Source organism: Campylobacterota bacterium, from assembly GCA_040752835.1.
GTDB lineage: Bacteria > Campylobacterota > Campylobacteria > Campylobacterales > Sulfurimonadaceae > Sulfuricurvum.
In genome coordinates, this window is the sequence record JBFMGG010000008.1 from 175,673 (window position 1) to 192,063 (window position 16,391).

The window sequence follows — 16,391 nt, forward strand, 5'->3', positions numbered from 1 at the left end:
CTAAGGAACATCATTGGCCCGTCCGAGCAAAGAAGAGCGCAAAGTCTCGATCATGACCAAAGCACTGGAACTCTTTTCGAAAGAGGGGTTCTATCAGACGACAATGCCTTCCATTGCCGAAAAAATCGGAATGAGCGTCGGGAACCTCTACAATTATTTCGCCTCCAAAGAGACGCTTGCCAAGGAACTGATCCTCTACATCGCCAATATGCTGGGCGAAGAGATCCGCCGGATTAACGAAAGTCCGTTGGATACGCGGGAAAAAATCGTTGCGATCGTCCACATGTATTTCAAAATCGCGCAGGAACGCCCCGAGACGATCGAATATTTTCTTCGCGTCTACCTCTCCAACCGCGAAGTATTCCGCGAAGGGTGCGAGGGGATGATCTGCGTATCGGCGTTCGTGACGGAACTGATGATCTTTTTTGAAGAGGGGGTTCGCTCGGGCGAACTGCGCGACCAGGATTTTTTCAGCGCGTTCGGACTCTTTATGGGATACCTGGGGGGGATGGTGTTCCTCAACGGCGAGCGGATTCTCCCGAACGCGCTGGAAAGCTACGAAGCGTCCATCGCCGAAAACATCTACAATGCCCTCAAAGCCCGCTAAATTCCAGATCGTCTGGCTACAGGGGATCACCTGCAACGGGAATACCCATTCGTTTCTGAATGACCCTTTGCTGGGGAGCCTGCTGGACAAAGTCCGTTTTCTGTACCATCCGATTCTCCCTTCGCAGATGTCGTTGCGTGAACTTGTCGTCAAAATTCCCAAATCGGATCTCCTGATCGTCGAGGGGGCCTACCGGGGTGATTTCGAAAGAGGGGGGGCGGTCATGGAAAAACTGCTTCCGGCCCTGGCCGCGCGTGCCAAAAACATTGTCGCGCTGGGGAGCTGCGCGAGCTTCGGGGGGATTTTCAAAGAAGCTTCCCCCGAATCGATCAGCGGGATCGTCTACGACAAAAGCGAAGCGACGGGGCCGCTGGCGGCCATGCGCGAAAAGGTGATCAACCTCGGCGGCTGTCCCGCCCATCCCGAATGGCTGAGTTTTGTCATCGGAATGATGCTGAACAAAAGAAAGGTCGCCCTCGACGAACTCGGCCGTCCCAAAGAACTCTACGCCTATACGGTCCATAACGGATGCCTGCGCAACGACTATTTCGAATGGAAAGTCGACAGCCGGAGCTTCGGCACCAAAGAGGGGTGCCTGTACTACGAGCAGGGGTGTCAGGGCCCCTTCACGCACGGCAGCTGCAACAAGATTCTCTGGAACGGCGTCGCCTCGAAGACCCGTGCGGGGACTCCGTGTTTCGGGTGTACCGAACCCACCTTCCCCAAAACCGACCTGTTCCGGACCAAAACCTATATGTCGATCCCCTCGGAGATGCCGCTGGGAGTTCCCAAGCGAAGCTATCTTGCGCTGGCCGGGGCGGCCAAATCGTTCCACATCAAACGGCTCGAAGAGAGGCTGATCGATGATCACGCATGAACTGATCGAGCGGATTGAGGGGGAGGCGCTCATCGATTTTCGTACGGACCGCAGCGGGCGGGTACAGGACGCGCAGATCCGTTTTTTGCATTTTCGGGGAATGGAGGCGATTTTGGAGGGGCGCCATCCGCTCGATGCGCTTGTCATCGCCCCAAGGGTATGCGGAATCTGCGGCCATTCGCACCTGATCGCGGCGGTCGAGGCGATCGAAGCAGCTTACCGGCACAGCGGTGCGGAGGTCAAGCTGAGCATGAAAGCACGCAGTATCCGCAACGTTACAAAATTTTCCGAACTGCTGCAAAACCATCTTAAATGGTTGTATCTCATCATGCTGGGCGAAAGTGCCAAGCTGCTACGCGAAGAACACCCGTTGCCCCTCAAGGCACTCAATGCCGCATCGCAGGCCAATCGCCTTGCCGCGCTGTTCAGCGGCCAGTGGCCCCACAGCTCCTATGCGCTTCCCGGCGGTGTGACGTGCGACCCGACCCACATCGAAATCATGCAGGCGCTCAAAATCCTCGCCGAACTCGAACGGTTCGTCGAGGCCGAGGTTTTGGGGTGCTCTTTTGGGGAGTTTGAAACGATCCGCTCCTATCGGGATCTGACGGCGCTGGGGGGGGATTTCGGAAAATTGCTCCAAAACGTGGAGCGGCTGGGCCTCGCGGACACCGGGCACAGCCACGGCCGTTTTCTCGTTTTGGGGGAACATCCCGGATGCCGCAGTATGGCCATCGACGGCAACACCCGCCGCGCTGCCGACGTTGCCAACGTCAGCGAAGACGCCTCGGCGGTGATCGAAGGGAAAACGTATGCCAAAAACGCCCTGTACGAAGGGGCGTTTTACGAGACGGGTCCTTTGGCCAGGGCACTGGTCTCGGGCCGGAGCGTCATCGGGGCGATCCACGAAGCGCACGGCGACAGCGCATCGGTACGGATCGCCGCGCGGATGGACGAAATGGTCGATCTGCTCAAAAACATCCGTCGTCTGATCGAAACGCTCGACCTTTCCGAGCCGTCGTATATCGCCCCTCCCCCGATCGAGACAATCAGCGGGGAGGGGAGGGGAATCGTCGAAGCGCCTCGCGGCAGCCTGATCCACACCCTCCGCATCGAAAAAGGGAAAATCATCGCGTACGCGATGATCACCCCGACGCAGTGGAATCTCGGTAACGGTACCGCCGTGTCGCCGGGGGTGGCGCAAAAAGCGATGATCGGTGCCCAAAGCCGTGACAAAGCCTCTTTTCTTTTCCGGACGTTCGATGTCTGCTCCGTCTGCACGACCCACTGATATCTCCTTCGTTTAGTCCCAAATATAACTAAGAATTTATCTTTTTAAATCAGTTTTATGTTTTAAATATTGGTTTAAGTTATTCGGATTTATCATACTGAACGATCATTCACTAAAAGGAGGGGGACCATGGCCGAGCGTAGAGAAGCGTTTAAAATGCTGTTTAGTGCAAACAGCGCGAAAGTGGAGACGAACAAAGGGGATGCGTACTACGACAGACTCTTCCAGCAGTGCCGTGCGCGGCTTGACGAGCTCAAAGCGTCGCAGCCGCTTCAGGCGATCGATTTTCACGAGATTCTCAGCGACGAAGGGTACGATCGCCGCGAATTCATGAAATGGGCGAGCGCGGCGACGGCGATGCTGATGTTGCCGCCGATGTTTACGCCGCTGGTGGCCGAAGCCGCCGAACTGATGACCCGTGTTCCGGTCATCTGGCTGGAACTGCAAGACTGCGCGGGGAATTCCGAAGCGTTGCTGCGCAGCGACGGGCCGAAAATCGACGAGATTCTGCTCGACATCATTTCGCTTGAATTCCACGAGACGTTGATGGCGGCGGCGGGGCATCAGGCGGATGCGCAGCTTGAAGACGCGATGCACGCTTTCAAAGGCAAATACCTCCTCTTCGTCGAAGGGGCGATTCCAATGGGGATGGAAGGGCAGTACGGTACGATCGGCGCGAGCGGAGAGACATTCCATGAACATCTTGTTCGGGTTGCCGCGGACGCGGCGGCGGTCGTTGCGGTCGGAAGCTGTGCCACCTACGGCGGTATCCCGGCGGCGGCTCCGAACCCTACCGAAGCGGTCGGCGTCATGGATGTCCTCAAAGGCAAACCGATCATCAACATTCCCGCCTGTCCGGCGAATCCCGCCAACATGGTGGGGGTCATCTTGCATTTCGTGTTAACGGGGCAGGTCCCCGAACTCGATTCGCTGCTGCGTCCGAAATTCGCGTTCGGATACCGTATCCACGACAACTGCGAACGCCGTGCCCACTTTGACGCCGGCGAGTTCGTCGAAGAGTGGGGGGACGAAGGGGCGAAAAACAATTTCTGTCTCTACAAAATGGGTTGTAAAGGGCCGATGACGTTCAACAACTGTTCGATCGTCCGCTACAATGAAGGGGTCAACTGGCCGATCGGGGTCGGACGGGGATGCATCGGATGCTCCGAGCCCGATTTCTGGGATAAATACGCGTACGAGCGTCCGATGAGCGACGCCAACATCAAAGCACCGACCGGAGGCGTCGAAAAAACCGTCGACCAGTTCGGTCTGGGCGTTTTGACCGCCACGGCGGTCGGTATCGGAATCCATGCCGCCGCGAGCGCGGTCGCGGGTAAAAAATCAGATGAAGGGGAAGCACAATGAGTAAACATATCGTAATCGATCCGATCACGCGTATCGAGGGGCATCTGCGCATCGAAGCGGTGATTGACGACAACAACACGATCGTCGACGCCTACAGCTCGTCAACGATGTTCCGGGGAATCGAGGAGATTCTCAAAGGACGTGACCCGCGCGACTGCGGCCTGCTGGCGATGCGGATCTGCGGCGTCTGTACGGGGACCCATTACCAGCGCTCCATCGAGGCGGTCGAACACGCGTTCGGCGTGACGATTCCCAAAAATGCCCGTCTGGTCCGGAACCTGATTCAGGGTGCGCTCTACGTCCACGACCACGTCGTCCATTTCTACCATCTCCACGCGCTTGACTGGGTCGACATCACCAAGGCGCTCGAAGCCGATCCGGCCAAAGCGGTTGCCGAAGCGCAAAAGTGGGCTTCCGTCGCGGGTGTCGCGGCGTGGGGCGACAGCGAATCGGCGTACAAAGCGGTGCAGGAACGGCTGACGAAATTTGTCAAACAAGGGCGCCTCGGACCGTTTGCCAAAGGGTACTGGGGGAACAAGCATTACAAACTCACCCCCGAACAGAACCTTGTCGCGGTTTCGCACTACCTCGAAGCGCTCGACCTGCAGCGCGACGCCGCGAAAATGCAGGCGATTTTCGGGGGGAAAAACCCGCATCCGCAGAGCATCGTCGTGGGCGGCGTCACCTGTGTGCAGGACATTCAGAACCCCGCGCGGATCGCCCTGTTTAAAAACCTGCTTCTTAAATTCCGCGATTTCATCAAACGCGCCTATCTCCCCGACGTCTACATGGCCGGGACGATGTATGCCGACGAAGCGCTGGACGGGACCGGCGGCGGGCTCAAAAATTATCTCAGCTACGGCGATTTCCGCCTCGACGACACCGAGTTTTACAAATCGGCGCTCCTCTTCCCCAGCGGTATCGTCGTGGGCGGGGATATTTCCAAGGTGATCCCGCTCGATCAGGGAAAAATCGCCGAGGATGTCACCCACTCGTGGTACGAAGGGGCCAAACCGCTGCACCCCTATGATGGGCAGACGATCCCCAACTACACGGGATTCGGTAAAAAAGAGGGGGGAATTGCCTACCTTGACACCGAGAAAAAATACAGCTGGATCAAGTCGCCGATTTACGACGATACCCGGATGGAAGTCGGACCGTTGGCCCGTATGGTCATCGGTGTGGCTGCCAAGGACGAGCGGATTACCAAATACGTCACCAACTTCCTTACACGCGGAAAACTGCCGACGTCGGTCCTGTTCTCGACCGTCGGGCGGACTGCGGCGCGTGCGATCGAGACCGAGCTGATGGCGGATGTGATGGTCGAATGGACCGACGAACTGGCCGCCAACGTCGCCGCAGGCGATCTGAGCACCTGGACGGAGTTTGATTTCAACACCGTCAGCAAAAGCGCCAAAGGGTACGGAATGGCCGAAGCCCCGCGGGGGGCGTTGGGGCACTGGGTGCGCATCGAGGAGGGGAAAGTCGCCAATTACCAGGCGATCGTCCCTTCGACCTGGAATGCCGGGCCGCGCGACTACAAAGGACGGATGGGGGCGTATGAATCGAGCCTTATCGGTACCAAAGTTGCCGATCCCGAACAGCCGCTGGAGATTTTGCGTACCATCCACAGTTTCGACCCGTGTATCGCGTGTGCGGTCCACCTTGTCGATACCAAAGGCAGAGAGCTCGGCGTCTACAAAGTCGACAGCGTTTGCGCGATCTAGGGGGAAAACATGAAACCCGGATACGAAAAAATCAAACGGATGACTCCCGCCATGCGGATCATCCACTGGGTGAACGTGGTCTCCATCCTCGCGGCGGTAATCACAGGGCTTTACATCGCCCATCCCTATTACCAGAGTTTTATCGCCGACCCGGCGGTGGACAAATACGTAATGGCGTGGAACCGCTGGATCCATTTCATCGGGGCGATTTTGCTCGACGTTACGTCGGTGGCGGTGGCATACCTCTACTTTTTCAGCCGGTTTGAAAAACCGTACAAAAAGCTGGTCCCCAACGCGCGGAACGTGACGGAGTTCAAAGAGGTGCTGATTAATCTGCTCACCCTCAACCGCCGCAAAAATTTCGATTCCAGCCACAGCGACAGTTTCAATGTCGTCTATTTTACGATCATGCACCTGATGCTGATCCTGATGCTGCTGACCGGATTGCAGATGTATGTGCACGGCCTGGCGTCGGGCGAGAGCAGCATCGGCGCGTGGTGGCCGTGGATGCTTCACATGACGACCGACTGGACGTTGTGGGTGTTCGGCGGAAATATGGGGGTGCGGTACGTGCACCATCTAATGATGTGGTGGATCGTCGCATGGGTGATGTTCCATGTTTATTATCAGATATGGCGGACCATTTTCTGGCAGGAGGGGGATATCGCCATCGCCTTCGGCGGGTCCAAATTCAAAAAAAGTTCCGAAACAGAGTAAAATCCCCTATCGGATACGGTGGTGCCTTCGGGCACCTCGGTTGAGACCGCAGGGGCGGTTTTAGCCGAGTCAAACACAAAGGGCATTCATGAAAAGCGTCGTGGTCGTCGGTATCGGCAATATCCTCTTCAAAGACGAAGGGGTGGGGGTGTATGCGGGACGGTATCTGGATGAAAACTACCGTTTCGAACCCTCCATCGACATCATCGACGGAGGGACGCTCGGATTCAAACTGATGACTTACTATCAGTCCTACGACAAGGTGCTGATCCTCGATACCGTCTCCATCGACGATGCGCCCGGATCGGTCTACCACCTCCCGGCCGAGGCATTGATGGGGTTGGGAAGCTACCGTCAGACGGCTCATGAAGTGGAAGTCGTCGAAATGCTCGAAATCTGTTCGTTGCTGGATAAAATGGCCGACGTCAGCGTCGTGGGGATTATCCCCGAAGATATCGAAAGCGTCGAGATAGACCTTACCCCGACGCTGCACGGGCGGTTTGAAGCGATGATCGAAACGACGCTGGGCGAACTCAAAAAGGCCGGGATCGAGGTCATCCCCAAAGAGAGCCCCAAGCCTCTCGCCCAGATCATCGATCTTTACGCCAATCCCACGATGGCATCGTTTCATGCGCTCAACCCCTAAGGAATAACCGTGGCGTTCATTTTCGAAATCGGGTGCGATACCCATCAAAAGACGATTGCCAATACGCTGGTGTCGATTCTCCGCCTTTACGGAATCGAGGCTTCGGTCACCCAGGACAAAGGGCGCATCACCTGTGCGATGAATCAGGACCATCCGAGACTGCAGGAGGCGTTTGACGCGATGGGTTCGCTCCTCCCCGCATCGCTCTTCATGCGCGGCAGTTCACACCGCTTTGACGATACCCGCATGACGCAGCTCCCGGAGTTCCTGGAACGTCTCCCGTTGGGCCTCGGGGTGTGTCCGCGCTGTATGCGCGAGATGTTCGATCCCGCTTCACGCCGTTACTATTATCCTTTCACTTCATGCAACCATTGCGGGGGGCAGTACGCATTTTTCGAAGCGTACCCTTATGTTCGGGAGAATACGGCGCTGCGCGCTATTTCTCCTTGCCCGGCGTGCACGGAAGAGTTTTCCGAAGATGCGTTTCGTCAGGGGTACCCGCAGATCGGATGTCCCGAATGCGGTGTCGAGGTGACGCTGCGGGAGGGGGAAACCCTTTGGTGCGCGAAGTCCTCGGCCGATTTTAAAGCGTTGTTCGAACGTGCCGCCGCCGCCGTGGCCCGAGGTGAACGGGTCCGTATCCAAACGACGATGGGGGTTCGCACGTTTGCGCTCCCGGCTGCGGCGAGTGATGATTCGATCGTGATGGTATTCGACGCATCGAAACTGAGCGAGCTTTTTTCGCTGATCGATGAAGAGTTCAACGCCCTTCTTTCCCTCGAACGCCCCATCTTGCACGTCGCGCTCAAAGACCCGTTTTTCAAAGCGTCATTGGGCGATACGGTCGACGCCCAGTACGCCGATGACGGATTTACGCTGCTGCTGGGACGCGAGCTGATCGGATTGGGAATCGGGGCGGCAGTTTACAGCACCGACGAGGGAGCCGATGCCGATGTGATGATCGGATACGACATCGCCATCAACACCCAGTCTCCCATGCGCCTATTCCTCAACAAAGAAGTCCGCTTCGTCGCACAGGGGGAGAGGGGAAGCTTCCCGGCCTATATCGCTCCGGCGGTCGATGTCGCCGGTTTCGCCCATTCGCTGGCCGCGGTCCGTGTGGGAGAGAAGATGCTGATCGACCGCCCCGAACACCTTGGGGGGACGACGACGTCGAAAGTCAATGCGCTTGCGGGGGAGGAACTGGGATTTTCGCACGGGAATCTTCACCGTTTCGATCAGGACACGGCCTCGTTCATGGCGGTTCTGGCGGAAAACGGTCTGCGCAAAAACAGCGCCGTTTGCGCCTACTTCGACGAAACGATCACTTTTTTGTACACCAAAGGCGAGCACATCACCCGCGTCATTCCCGCCGAACCGTTCGTCTCTTCGGGGCTGATCGGACGGATCGGATCGTTGCGCGAGGGATCGGACCGTCTGATCGACAACCTCCGGCTGCAGCGTGCCGAATTGTACGGTGTGCTCGAAACCATCGAAGGTTCATCGTGTTCTTTGTTCGAAGCGGCCGCAATGATCGTCGGGCTGAAAAATCCGGGGATGAACGCCCTTGTCAAAGAAGCCCTTCGTTTTGTCGGTAAAGGGGGGCTGCAAATCGATACGAAACTGCGGGACAACCGTTTTGATTCGGTCGCTTTTCTGGCCAGCATCATCAGCTATCGCCTCGCCGACGTTCCGACGCCGCTGTTGTGTTATTCGGTTTTCGAGTCGTTGGGAGACTATTTCAGTGATATACTTACTGAACTTAAAAACCGTTCCAAAGCGGAACATGTGGTGTTGTGCGGAAGTGGGTTTGCCAATCAAAGCCTTTACAGCCGCGTAATGCGAAACCTCAAAAACACGCCGCCGGTATTGTCGCGGAGTTTTCCGATAGGGAGGGAAAATGGAGTCGTCGGAGGGATTTATCTCTAAACGTCTGCTCATTACACTCCGGGGGATTGTACAGGGGGTCGGTTTCCGCCCTTTTGTCTACCGTATCGCCAAACGCTACGGGATACGCGGATACGTGACCAATACCCCCGAAGGGGTTTTGATCGACGCCGAAGGACGGTCCCTCGAAGCGTTCCTCCATACCCTTCAGAACGATTTGCCCCCTTTGGCGCGGATCGATGCGCTGGAGGCCTCGGAGGAGGCCGTGGTCGGGCATGAGGCGTTTGAAATCCGTGAAAGCCGGATGGGGGAAGGGAGTACGGCGATTCCCCTTGAAAGCGCACTGTGCAACGCATGTGAACGCGAGATGCGCGATCCTTCCAACCGCCGTTACGGCTATCCTTTCATCAACTGCACCGACTGTGGACCCCGGTACACGATCATGCAGATACCTCCTTACGACCGCGTCCGTACGTCGATGAAACATTTTGCGATGTGCGACGCGTGCCGCGCGGAATACGACGATCCCAGATCACGCCGGTTCCATGCCGAACCGATCAGCTGTCCCGAATGCGGGCCGAAGCTCCGGCTGCTCGACGCTGCGGGCAACGAAATCCGAGAAAATCCGATCGAAGGGGCTGCCAGACGGCTGAGGGAAGGGAAGATCGTCGCGCTCAAAGGGCTGGGGGGATTTCACCTGATGTGCGACGCCACGTCCGAAGCGGCGGTGGTCGATCTTCGCCGCCGCAAACGCCGCCGTGCCAAACCCCTGGCGGTGATGTTCGCTTCGATGGAACAGTTGCGCTTCCACGCCCGGATCGATGAGGATGAAGCGGCGTTGATCGAGGGGAACATCAAGCCGATCGTCCTCGTGGATGCCGATCCCGCATCGTCGCTGGCCCCCTCGGTCGCACCCGGGATCGGTCGCATCGGGGTCTTTCTTCCCTATACCCCGCTGCACCGGATGCTCTTTGAATCGGTTGATTTTCCGCTGGTGGCCACCAGCGCCAATATCAGCGACGAACCGATCCTCATCCGGGCCGAAGAGGTGATCCAGAGACTCGGCGACGTCGTCGACGCGATTCTCGATCATGACCGGAGCATCGTCAACGGGCTCGATGACGCCGTCGTCCAGGTGGCGGGCGGGAAGACGCTGATGCTTCGAATGGGGCGGGGATACGCGCCGTGTACGTTTTTGCTTCCCGCACCGTTGCCCAAACCCCTTTTGGCGGTCGGTGCGCATCAAAAAAGCGCCGTGGCGCTCGGAGTCGGCCGTAGCCTCGTCCTGGGCGGTCACATCGGGGACCTGGGAAGTATCGAAGCCGAGGAATATTTCGAGCGCAACGTTCATACCCTGGAGCGCTTTTACCGCTGCACGCCCGAAGTGATCCTCCACGACGCCCATCCCGCTTACGCATCCACCCGATACGCTTCGCAGCGGACCAAAACGACCGCCGCGGTACAGCACCACTATGCCCACATACTCGCCTGCATGGCCGAACACGCCCTGAAGGAAACGGTGATCGGATTTTCGTTTGACGGGACGGGATACGGAGAAAACGGGACGATGTGGGGCGGCGAGGTACTGATCGCCGACGTCAGGGGATATGAGCGGATCGGGTTTATCAAACCTTTTGCCCTGTTGGGAGGAGACAAAGCCATCAAAGAGCCGCGCCGCATCGCTTTGGCGTTATTGTTCGAACGCTATTCTCTTGACGAAGTACTCGCGATGGACATCCCTGCGACCGCAGCGTTCTTGCCGCATGAAATCCGGCAGCTCCACCATATGTGGAGCAAGAATCTCAACGCTCCGCGATCGAGTTCGATGGGACGGCTCTTCGACGCGGTCGCATCGCTGGGGGGATTCGTCCAGAGTCTCGATTACGAAGGGCAGGGGGGGCTGATCATGGAAGGTTACGTGCGGGAGAGGGAGGCGGAACCGTTTACGTTTACGATTGAAGAGGGATGCATCGACGTCTTGGGGATGGTGGATCAGATCATTGCTCTTCTGCCTTCGGAAGAGGCGAAATACACCATCGCCGGACGCTTCATCGCCACGGTCTCCTCGATCATCGAAACGTTGGCGTCGCGTTACCCCGATCTTCCCGTCGTCATCGGGGGCGGGGTATTCCAAAACCGCGCGCTGATGAGCCGCCTGTACCGCCGTTTTGAGGGCAAACGGTTTTATGCCCAGCAGCGTACCCCCATCAACGACGGTTCGATCGCGCTTGGGCAGGCATGGTGGGGCGTCCACAACGTTTAGACTCTCGCCTCCAGCCATAGCCGTTTGAGGATGTGCGACTGCTCGGGGAGGGGGTAGTTGAATTTGAATTCGGCCTCTTTGAGATAATAGACGAAGTGCTCCGATTCTACCCCGCGGTACTCCAGGATGAACGATTCGAAAAATCCCCAGAAACGGGTGATCGCATTGTTTCGTTTCTGGAGCTTCGCAATGCGGTTGAGACGGAGAAACTTCGTGAACTCCCGATAATAGACGTCGTGTAGATTGTCATCGAGAAACTGCTGTTTGTAGCGGTGCAGGGAGGGCATCATCAGGGTGTAGACCCATCCGCCGTAATCGAACGTAATAAAATTGTGGGCGTCGAAAATATGACGTTCGTCGTGGCGCTTGGCCGCTTCGAGATAGATGTATTCTTCGTACTCCCCGATCGCTTCGGAACGGTTCTGGTAACGGAGTTCGAGATGTTCGGTAATGAGGGTGCGGAGCCGATCGTAGCGTTTTTTGACGGTGACGTAATTGAGGTTCAGCTCCCGTGCGGCGGCGGACGCGTTGGCACCGGTGCAAAACGCATCGATGACCGCCATATCGGTGTGCAGTTTGGAGGGGCTGTATTTTTTCCGGCACGACGGGCATTTGACCATTCCCTCGGCCAGATGATAGAGCCTTCCCCCGCAAAAAATGCATTGTATCGTCGGTTCCATAGCGACTATTGTAGCATCTCTTGGTCCTGAAACCATATAAGAATTTCCCTTTTTTAGATTACTTTCATTCTAAAAAAATATAATACCTGAATAATGATTCATAAATAAAGGCGGCAGAGCGATGGAAATAGGGTTGCTGGTAATTTTCTGGTACGGCATTCTTCACGCTTTCGGTCCCGACCATCTCACCGCCATTGCCGATTTCTCGATCGGCAAAAACGCGCGCAGGACGTTTTTCACCGTCGGTGCGTTTGCCATCGGGCACGGGGTTATGCTGTTCGCGTTCGCCAAGCTGCTCGAGAAAGTTTCGATTCCCGAAAACATCACCGCGTATGGGGATGTGATCGCATCGAGTGTCATCGTTTCGATCGGGGTATATCTCCTTTACATGGTCGTCCGTAATAAAATCCATCTCAAAGCGCACGTGCATGAGGGGAAACGCCACGTCCATATCTGGTTCGGCGACGAACACGCCCACAACGGCGAGAACGGCGGTGCTTCCGCCCTCGGGATCGGGATGCTGATGGGAATCGGCGGCGTACGGGGGATGCTTGTGACGCTGGGAATGATCGAAGGCCAAAGCGTCGATGCGATGATGATCCTCGCCTTTATCGCAGGGGTAATGGTTGTCTTTGTTGCCTTTGGTTGGGTAATATGGTGGATCAACAAGGATGTCCTCACCAATATCCGAAACGTCCGTCGTGCGTTCGCCGCGGTAGGGGCTGCTTCCGTCATCGTGGGCGGCAATATGCTTTTAGCTTGACAGAGGAGAGATTCTAAACATGTGCAAAGACTGCGGCTGTTCGATTACCGATCACCACCACCATCATCATCACGACGAAGATCACCGTTCGCATGAACACCACCACGCGCACGAGACGCTGCATCATAACCCCCAGCTCAACGACCCCAAAACGATTTCGGTCATTACGAAAATTCTTGATAAAAACGACCGCGAAGCGCAACACAACCGCGAGCATTTCGACGGGCACGGAGTGCTGGCGATCAACCTGATGAGCTCCCCCGGCAGCGGAAAAACGACCTTGCTGGAAAAAATAGCTCCTCTTTCGCCGTTTAAATACGCGGTGATCGAAGGGGACCTCGAGACGAGCCGCGATGCCGACCGGCTCAAAGCGGCGGGCATCAATGCGGTGCAGATTCAGACGGGGAGCGCATGCCATCTCGATGCGTTCATGGTACACAAGGCGCTCCACGATCTTCCCATCGCGGAGCTGGATGTCTGCTTTGTAGAAAACGTCGGGAACCTGGTCTGTCCCGCGAGCTACGACGTGGGGACGCACCTCAACGTCGTCCTCGTCTCCGTCCCCGAGGGGGAAGACAAAATCGCCAAATATCCGGTGATGTTCCGCAGTGCCGACCTGGTACTGATCACCAAAACCGATCTGCTCCCCTATTTCCGATACGACATCGAGCGTGAAAAAGCCGAAGCGCGCAAATTGAAACCCAATGTCGATATTCTGGAAGTGAACATGAACGACGAGGCTTCGATCCAAAAAGTGATCGAATGGATCGAGTTCAAACGAAAGATGAGAGTCTGACATGTGTCTTTCCATCCCTTCAAAAGTGGTCAGAATCGACCCCGAAACCAACACGGCTACCGTCGATACGATGGGGGTTCAGCGCACCGCCGGGTTGGATCTGATGGAAGAGGGCTCCGTTGCGGTCGGCGATTACGTCCTGCTGCACATCGGATTTATTATGAACAAGATTGACGAAGAAGACGCCCTTGAATCGCTCAAAGTGTATCGGGAGATTTTGGAAAAAATGGACGAATCCGAAAGGCGTGCCGCAATAGCAGAAAGTGACAATTGCCCTAACGGCGGAGCCTGATATGGGGTTGGAACTCAAAAACCTCTATGATGACTTTCGAGATGCCGATACGATAAAAGCATACGCGAAGATCATCGCCGAGGATGCCAAAAAACTGACCCACCCGATCAACATCATGGAGGTGTGCGGCGGGCATACCCACACGATCATGAAATACGGTGTATTGCAACTGCTTCCCTCCAGCATCCGGTTCGTTCACGGCCCGGGGTGTCCCGTGTGCATCATGCCCAAAGAGCGGATCGACCACGCCTATGTCCTCTCTCGGCAACCTAACGTCATACTCGTCACTCTGGGCGATATGATCAAGGTCCCCGGAAGCAACGGAAGCCTCCAAGATGCGCGGAGCAAGGGCGCGGATGTCCGTTTCGTCTACTCGCCTCTGGATTGCTTGAAAATTGCCCAAGAGAACCCCGACAAAACGGTGATCTTCTTTGCCATCGGTTTTGAGACGACGACCCCGATGACCGCCGCGCTGCTCGATACGGTGATCGCTCAAAACATCCCCAACATACTCCTGCACGTCAACCATGTCACGGTACCCGCCCCGATGCGCGCGCTGATCAGCGACGAGGCGTGCATCATCGATGCGTTTTTGGGACCGTCGCACGTGAGCGTTATCAGCGGCAGCAAAATCTACGAAGAGTTCCCGCGTGATTGGCATAAACCCGTCGTCGTGAGTGGATTCGAGCCTGTGGACGTCATGCAATCGATCAGCATGATCGTCAAACAGTTCATCGAGGGGCGATGCGAACTCGAAGTGGAGTACAAACGTGCCGTGACGCGTGAGGGGAACCTCAAAGCCCAAGCGTTGAATGACAAATATTTCCGCCAAGTGGACTTTCGCTGGCGGGGTCTAGGGGACATTCCCCAAAGCGGAATGGGTCTGCGCGACGAGTATGATCGCTACAACGCCGAGAAGATTTACGATGCGATACTGCCCAAAGAGGAGATTAACGATCACAAACTCTGCATCTGCGGCGACATTCTCAAAGGGAAAGCCTCCCCGCCGCAGTGTAGTATCTTTGGCACCGCGTGTAAACCGAGCACCCCTGTGGGAAGCTGTATGGTTAGTTCTGAGGGGGCGTGTTCGGCGTATTATAAATATGGGAATTTGGTATGACAAAAACGATTACATTGGCCCAAGGCAACGGCGGCGAAGAGAACAACGAACTGATCAAAAAGGTGTTTTACAAAGCCTTTAAAAACGAGATTTTAGAGCGGAGCGAAGATGCGGCGGTGATCGGGAATTTAGCGATGACGACCGACAGCTTTACGGTGAGTCCCCTCTTTTTCGCAGGGGCGGACATCGGCAAGCTCGCCGTGTGCGGAACGTGCAATGACCTCGCGATGATGGGGGCACAGCCCAAATATCTGACGTGCAGTGTCATCATCGAAGAGGGGTTTGAGGTAGAGTCACTGGAGCGGATCGTCGAGAGCATGAGAAGCGAACTCTCTATCAACGGTGCGGTGGTCGTCAGCGGCGATACCAAGGTGGTACCGAAGGGGAGCGTGGATAAGATTTTCATCAACACCACGGGACTGGGGGAGATCGTCCAAGCGGGGATCAGCTCGAACAACGTGAGCGAAGAGGACGTGATCCTCATCAACCGTGACATCGGATGCCACGGAGCGACAATTTTCGCCGCACGCGAGGGGATTGAGATGAGCAGTTCACTCAAAAGTGATTGTAACTCATTGTACCCACAGGTGAAAGCTCTCATCGATGCGGGGATTCGGATTACCGCGATGCGCGATGCGACGCGCGGAGGTGTTGCGGCAGTGCTCAACGAGTGGGCGAGACAGTCGAACGTCTGTATCGAGGTCGAAGAGGATAAAATCCCGATAAGCGATGAGGTCAAAGGGATCTGCGAAATGCTCGGATTCGAAGCGACGGCGTTGGCGAATGAGGGGACGTTTGTATTGGCGGTCAAAAAAGAGGATGCTCAACGTGCTGTCGAGGTCCTGCAAAGTTTCGAGGTATGTGCGATGGCATCGGTGGTAGGGGGAGTGAGCCAAAAGTATCCCCAAAAAGTCATCCTGAAAAGCCCTTGGGGAACGTCGCGCTTTTTAGAGACCCCAAACGGTGAATTACTGCCGAGGATCTGTTAATGCACGAGTATTCGATTGTTCAGGCACTATTGACCCAGTGCGAAGATATCGCAAAAGAGAACGAAGCCAAGTCGGTCACGAAGATCGTGGTTAAAATCGGCAAGATGAGCGGAGTTGAACCGCATTTGCTCGAAATCGCGTTTAATACCTTCAAGGAAAAAACGGTATGTGACGGGGCGGAGTTCGTGATGAACGTACAGCCGCTCGTGATCGAATGCAACGGGTGCGGAACGCAGACGATGCTCGAAGAGATATATTACAAATGTCCCGCATGTGAGAGTCTGGACGTCCGGGTGACCGACGGCGAAGAGATGTTTTTAATGAGCTTGGAGATGGAATAAAAGGAGAACGTCTTTACTGAAAGTTCATTCACT

At 56.1% G+C, this 16,391-nt stretch carries 16 protein-coding genes; 15 read left to right on the forward strand and 1 reads right to left on the reverse strand.

Annotated elements, in window-relative coordinates; genetic code table 11:
* The first annotated feature begins 13 nt into the window (after window positions 1–13).
* The 9 genes from AB1763_10810 to hypF all read left to right on the forward strand — a co-directional run bounded on the left by AB1763_10810 (window position 14) and on the right by hypF (window position 11,377).
* Window positions 14–607 (forward strand): TetR/AcrR family transcriptional regulator, encoded by a 594-nt coding sequence (locus AB1763_10810; GenBank protein MEW5833314.1) that lies wholly within the window; start codon window positions 14–16, stop codon window positions 605–607.
* Window positions 588–1,484 carry a hydrogenase gene (locus AB1763_10815; GenBank protein MEW5833315.1) on the forward strand — a complete coding sequence of 299 codons (897 nt, stop codon included), beginning with the start codon at window positions 588–590 and terminating at the stop codon, window positions 1,482–1,484. Before AB1763_10810 ends, AB1763_10815 begins: the two co-directional genes overlap by 20 nt.
* Window positions 1,471–2,772, forward strand: a complete 1,302-nt coding sequence (locus tag AB1763_10820; GenBank protein MEW5833316.1) for a nickel-dependent hydrogenase large subunit — start codon at window positions 1,471–1,473, stop codon at window positions 2,770–2,772. The genes AB1763_10815 and AB1763_10820 overlap by 14 nt, the downstream gene beginning before the upstream one ends.
* Window positions 2,773–2,901: 129 nt before the next feature.
* Window positions 2,902–4,137 carry a hydrogenase small subunit gene (locus tag AB1763_10825; GenBank protein MEW5833317.1) on the forward strand — a complete coding sequence of 412 codons (1,236 nt, stop codon included), beginning with the start codon at window positions 2,902–2,904 and terminating at the stop codon, window positions 4,135–4,137.
* Window positions 4,134–5,864, forward strand: coding sequence for a nickel-dependent hydrogenase large subunit (locus tag AB1763_10830; protein ID MEW5833318.1), 1,731 nt, complete (start codon window positions 4,134–4,136; stop codon window positions 5,862–5,864). The genes AB1763_10825 and AB1763_10830 overlap by 4 nt, the downstream gene beginning before the upstream one ends.
* 9 nt (window positions 5,865–5,873) lie before the next feature.
* Window positions 5,874–6,581 carry a cytochrome b/b6 domain-containing protein gene (locus tag AB1763_10835; protein ID MEW5833319.1) on the forward strand — a complete coding sequence of 236 codons (708 nt, stop codon included), beginning with the start codon at window positions 5,874–5,876 and terminating at the stop codon, window positions 6,579–6,581.
* Window positions 6,582–6,669: 88 nt separating this feature from the next.
* Entirely contained in the window at window positions 6,670–7,227 is a 558-nt protein-coding gene (locus AB1763_10840) for a HyaD/HybD family hydrogenase maturation endopeptidase (protein ID MEW5833320.1), read from the forward strand.
* Between the two features lie 9 nt (window positions 7,228–7,236).
* Window positions 7,237–9,156, forward strand: a complete 1,920-nt coding sequence (locus AB1763_10845) for a hypothetical protein (GenBank protein MEW5833321.1) — start codon at window positions 7,237–7,239, stop codon at window positions 9,154–9,156.
* Window positions 9,128–11,377, forward strand: coding sequence for a carbamoyltransferase HypF (hypF, locus tag AB1763_10850; GenBank protein ID MEW5833322.1), 2,250 nt, complete (start codon window positions 9,128–9,130; stop codon window positions 11,375–11,377). Before AB1763_10845 ends, hypF begins: the two co-directional genes overlap by 29 nt.
* Here the strand turns inward: hypF and AB1763_10855 are convergent.
* Entirely contained in the window at window positions 11,374–12,057 is a 684-nt protein-coding gene (locus AB1763_10855) for a transposase (GenBank protein MEW5833323.1), read from the reverse strand. The genes hypF and AB1763_10855 overlap by 4 nt on opposite strands.
* Before the next feature lie 121 nt (window positions 12,058–12,178).
* On the opposite strand from AB1763_10855, the gene AB1763_10860 reads away from it, so the two are divergent.
* The 6 genes from AB1763_10860 to hypA are packed head-to-tail and all read left to right on the forward strand — an operon-like array spanning window position 12,179 to window position 16,358.
* A complete protein-coding gene (locus tag AB1763_10860) occupies window positions 12,179–12,820 on the forward strand; it encodes a hypothetical protein (protein ID MEW5833324.1) in 642 nt (213 codons plus the stop codon).
* Between the two features lie 19 nt (window positions 12,821–12,839).
* Window positions 12,840–13,616: a hydrogenase nickel incorporation protein HypB gene (gene hypB, locus AB1763_10865; GenBank protein MEW5833325.1), complete on the forward strand. Its 777-nt coding sequence runs from the start codon at window positions 12,840–12,842 to the stop codon at window positions 13,614–13,616.
* Between the two features lies 1 nt (window position 13,617).
* Window positions 13,618–13,908, forward strand: coding sequence for a HypC/HybG/HupF family hydrogenase formation chaperone (locus AB1763_10870; protein ID MEW5833326.1), 291 nt, complete (start codon window positions 13,618–13,620; stop codon window positions 13,906–13,908).
* A gap of 1 nt (window position 13,909) precedes the next feature.
* The gene (gene hypD / locus AB1763_10875; protein MEW5833327.1) at window positions 13,910–15,028 is read left to right on the forward strand and encodes a hydrogenase formation protein HypD; all 1,119 of its coding nucleotides are present in this window, start codon (window positions 13,910–13,912) and stop codon (window positions 15,026–15,028) included.
* Window positions 15,025–16,017: a hydrogenase expression/formation protein HypE gene (hypE, locus tag AB1763_10880; protein ID MEW5833328.1), complete on the forward strand. Its 993-nt coding sequence runs from the start codon at window positions 15,025–15,027 to the stop codon at window positions 16,015–16,017. The genes hypD and hypE overlap by 4 nt, the downstream gene beginning before the upstream one ends.
* Window positions 16,017–16,358, forward strand: coding sequence for a hydrogenase maturation nickel metallochaperone HypA (hypA, locus tag AB1763_10885; protein MEW5833329.1), 342 nt, complete (start codon window positions 16,017–16,019; stop codon window positions 16,356–16,358). The genes hypE and hypA overlap by 1 nt, the downstream gene beginning before the upstream one ends.
* Window positions 16,359–16,391: the final 33 nt, after the last annotated feature.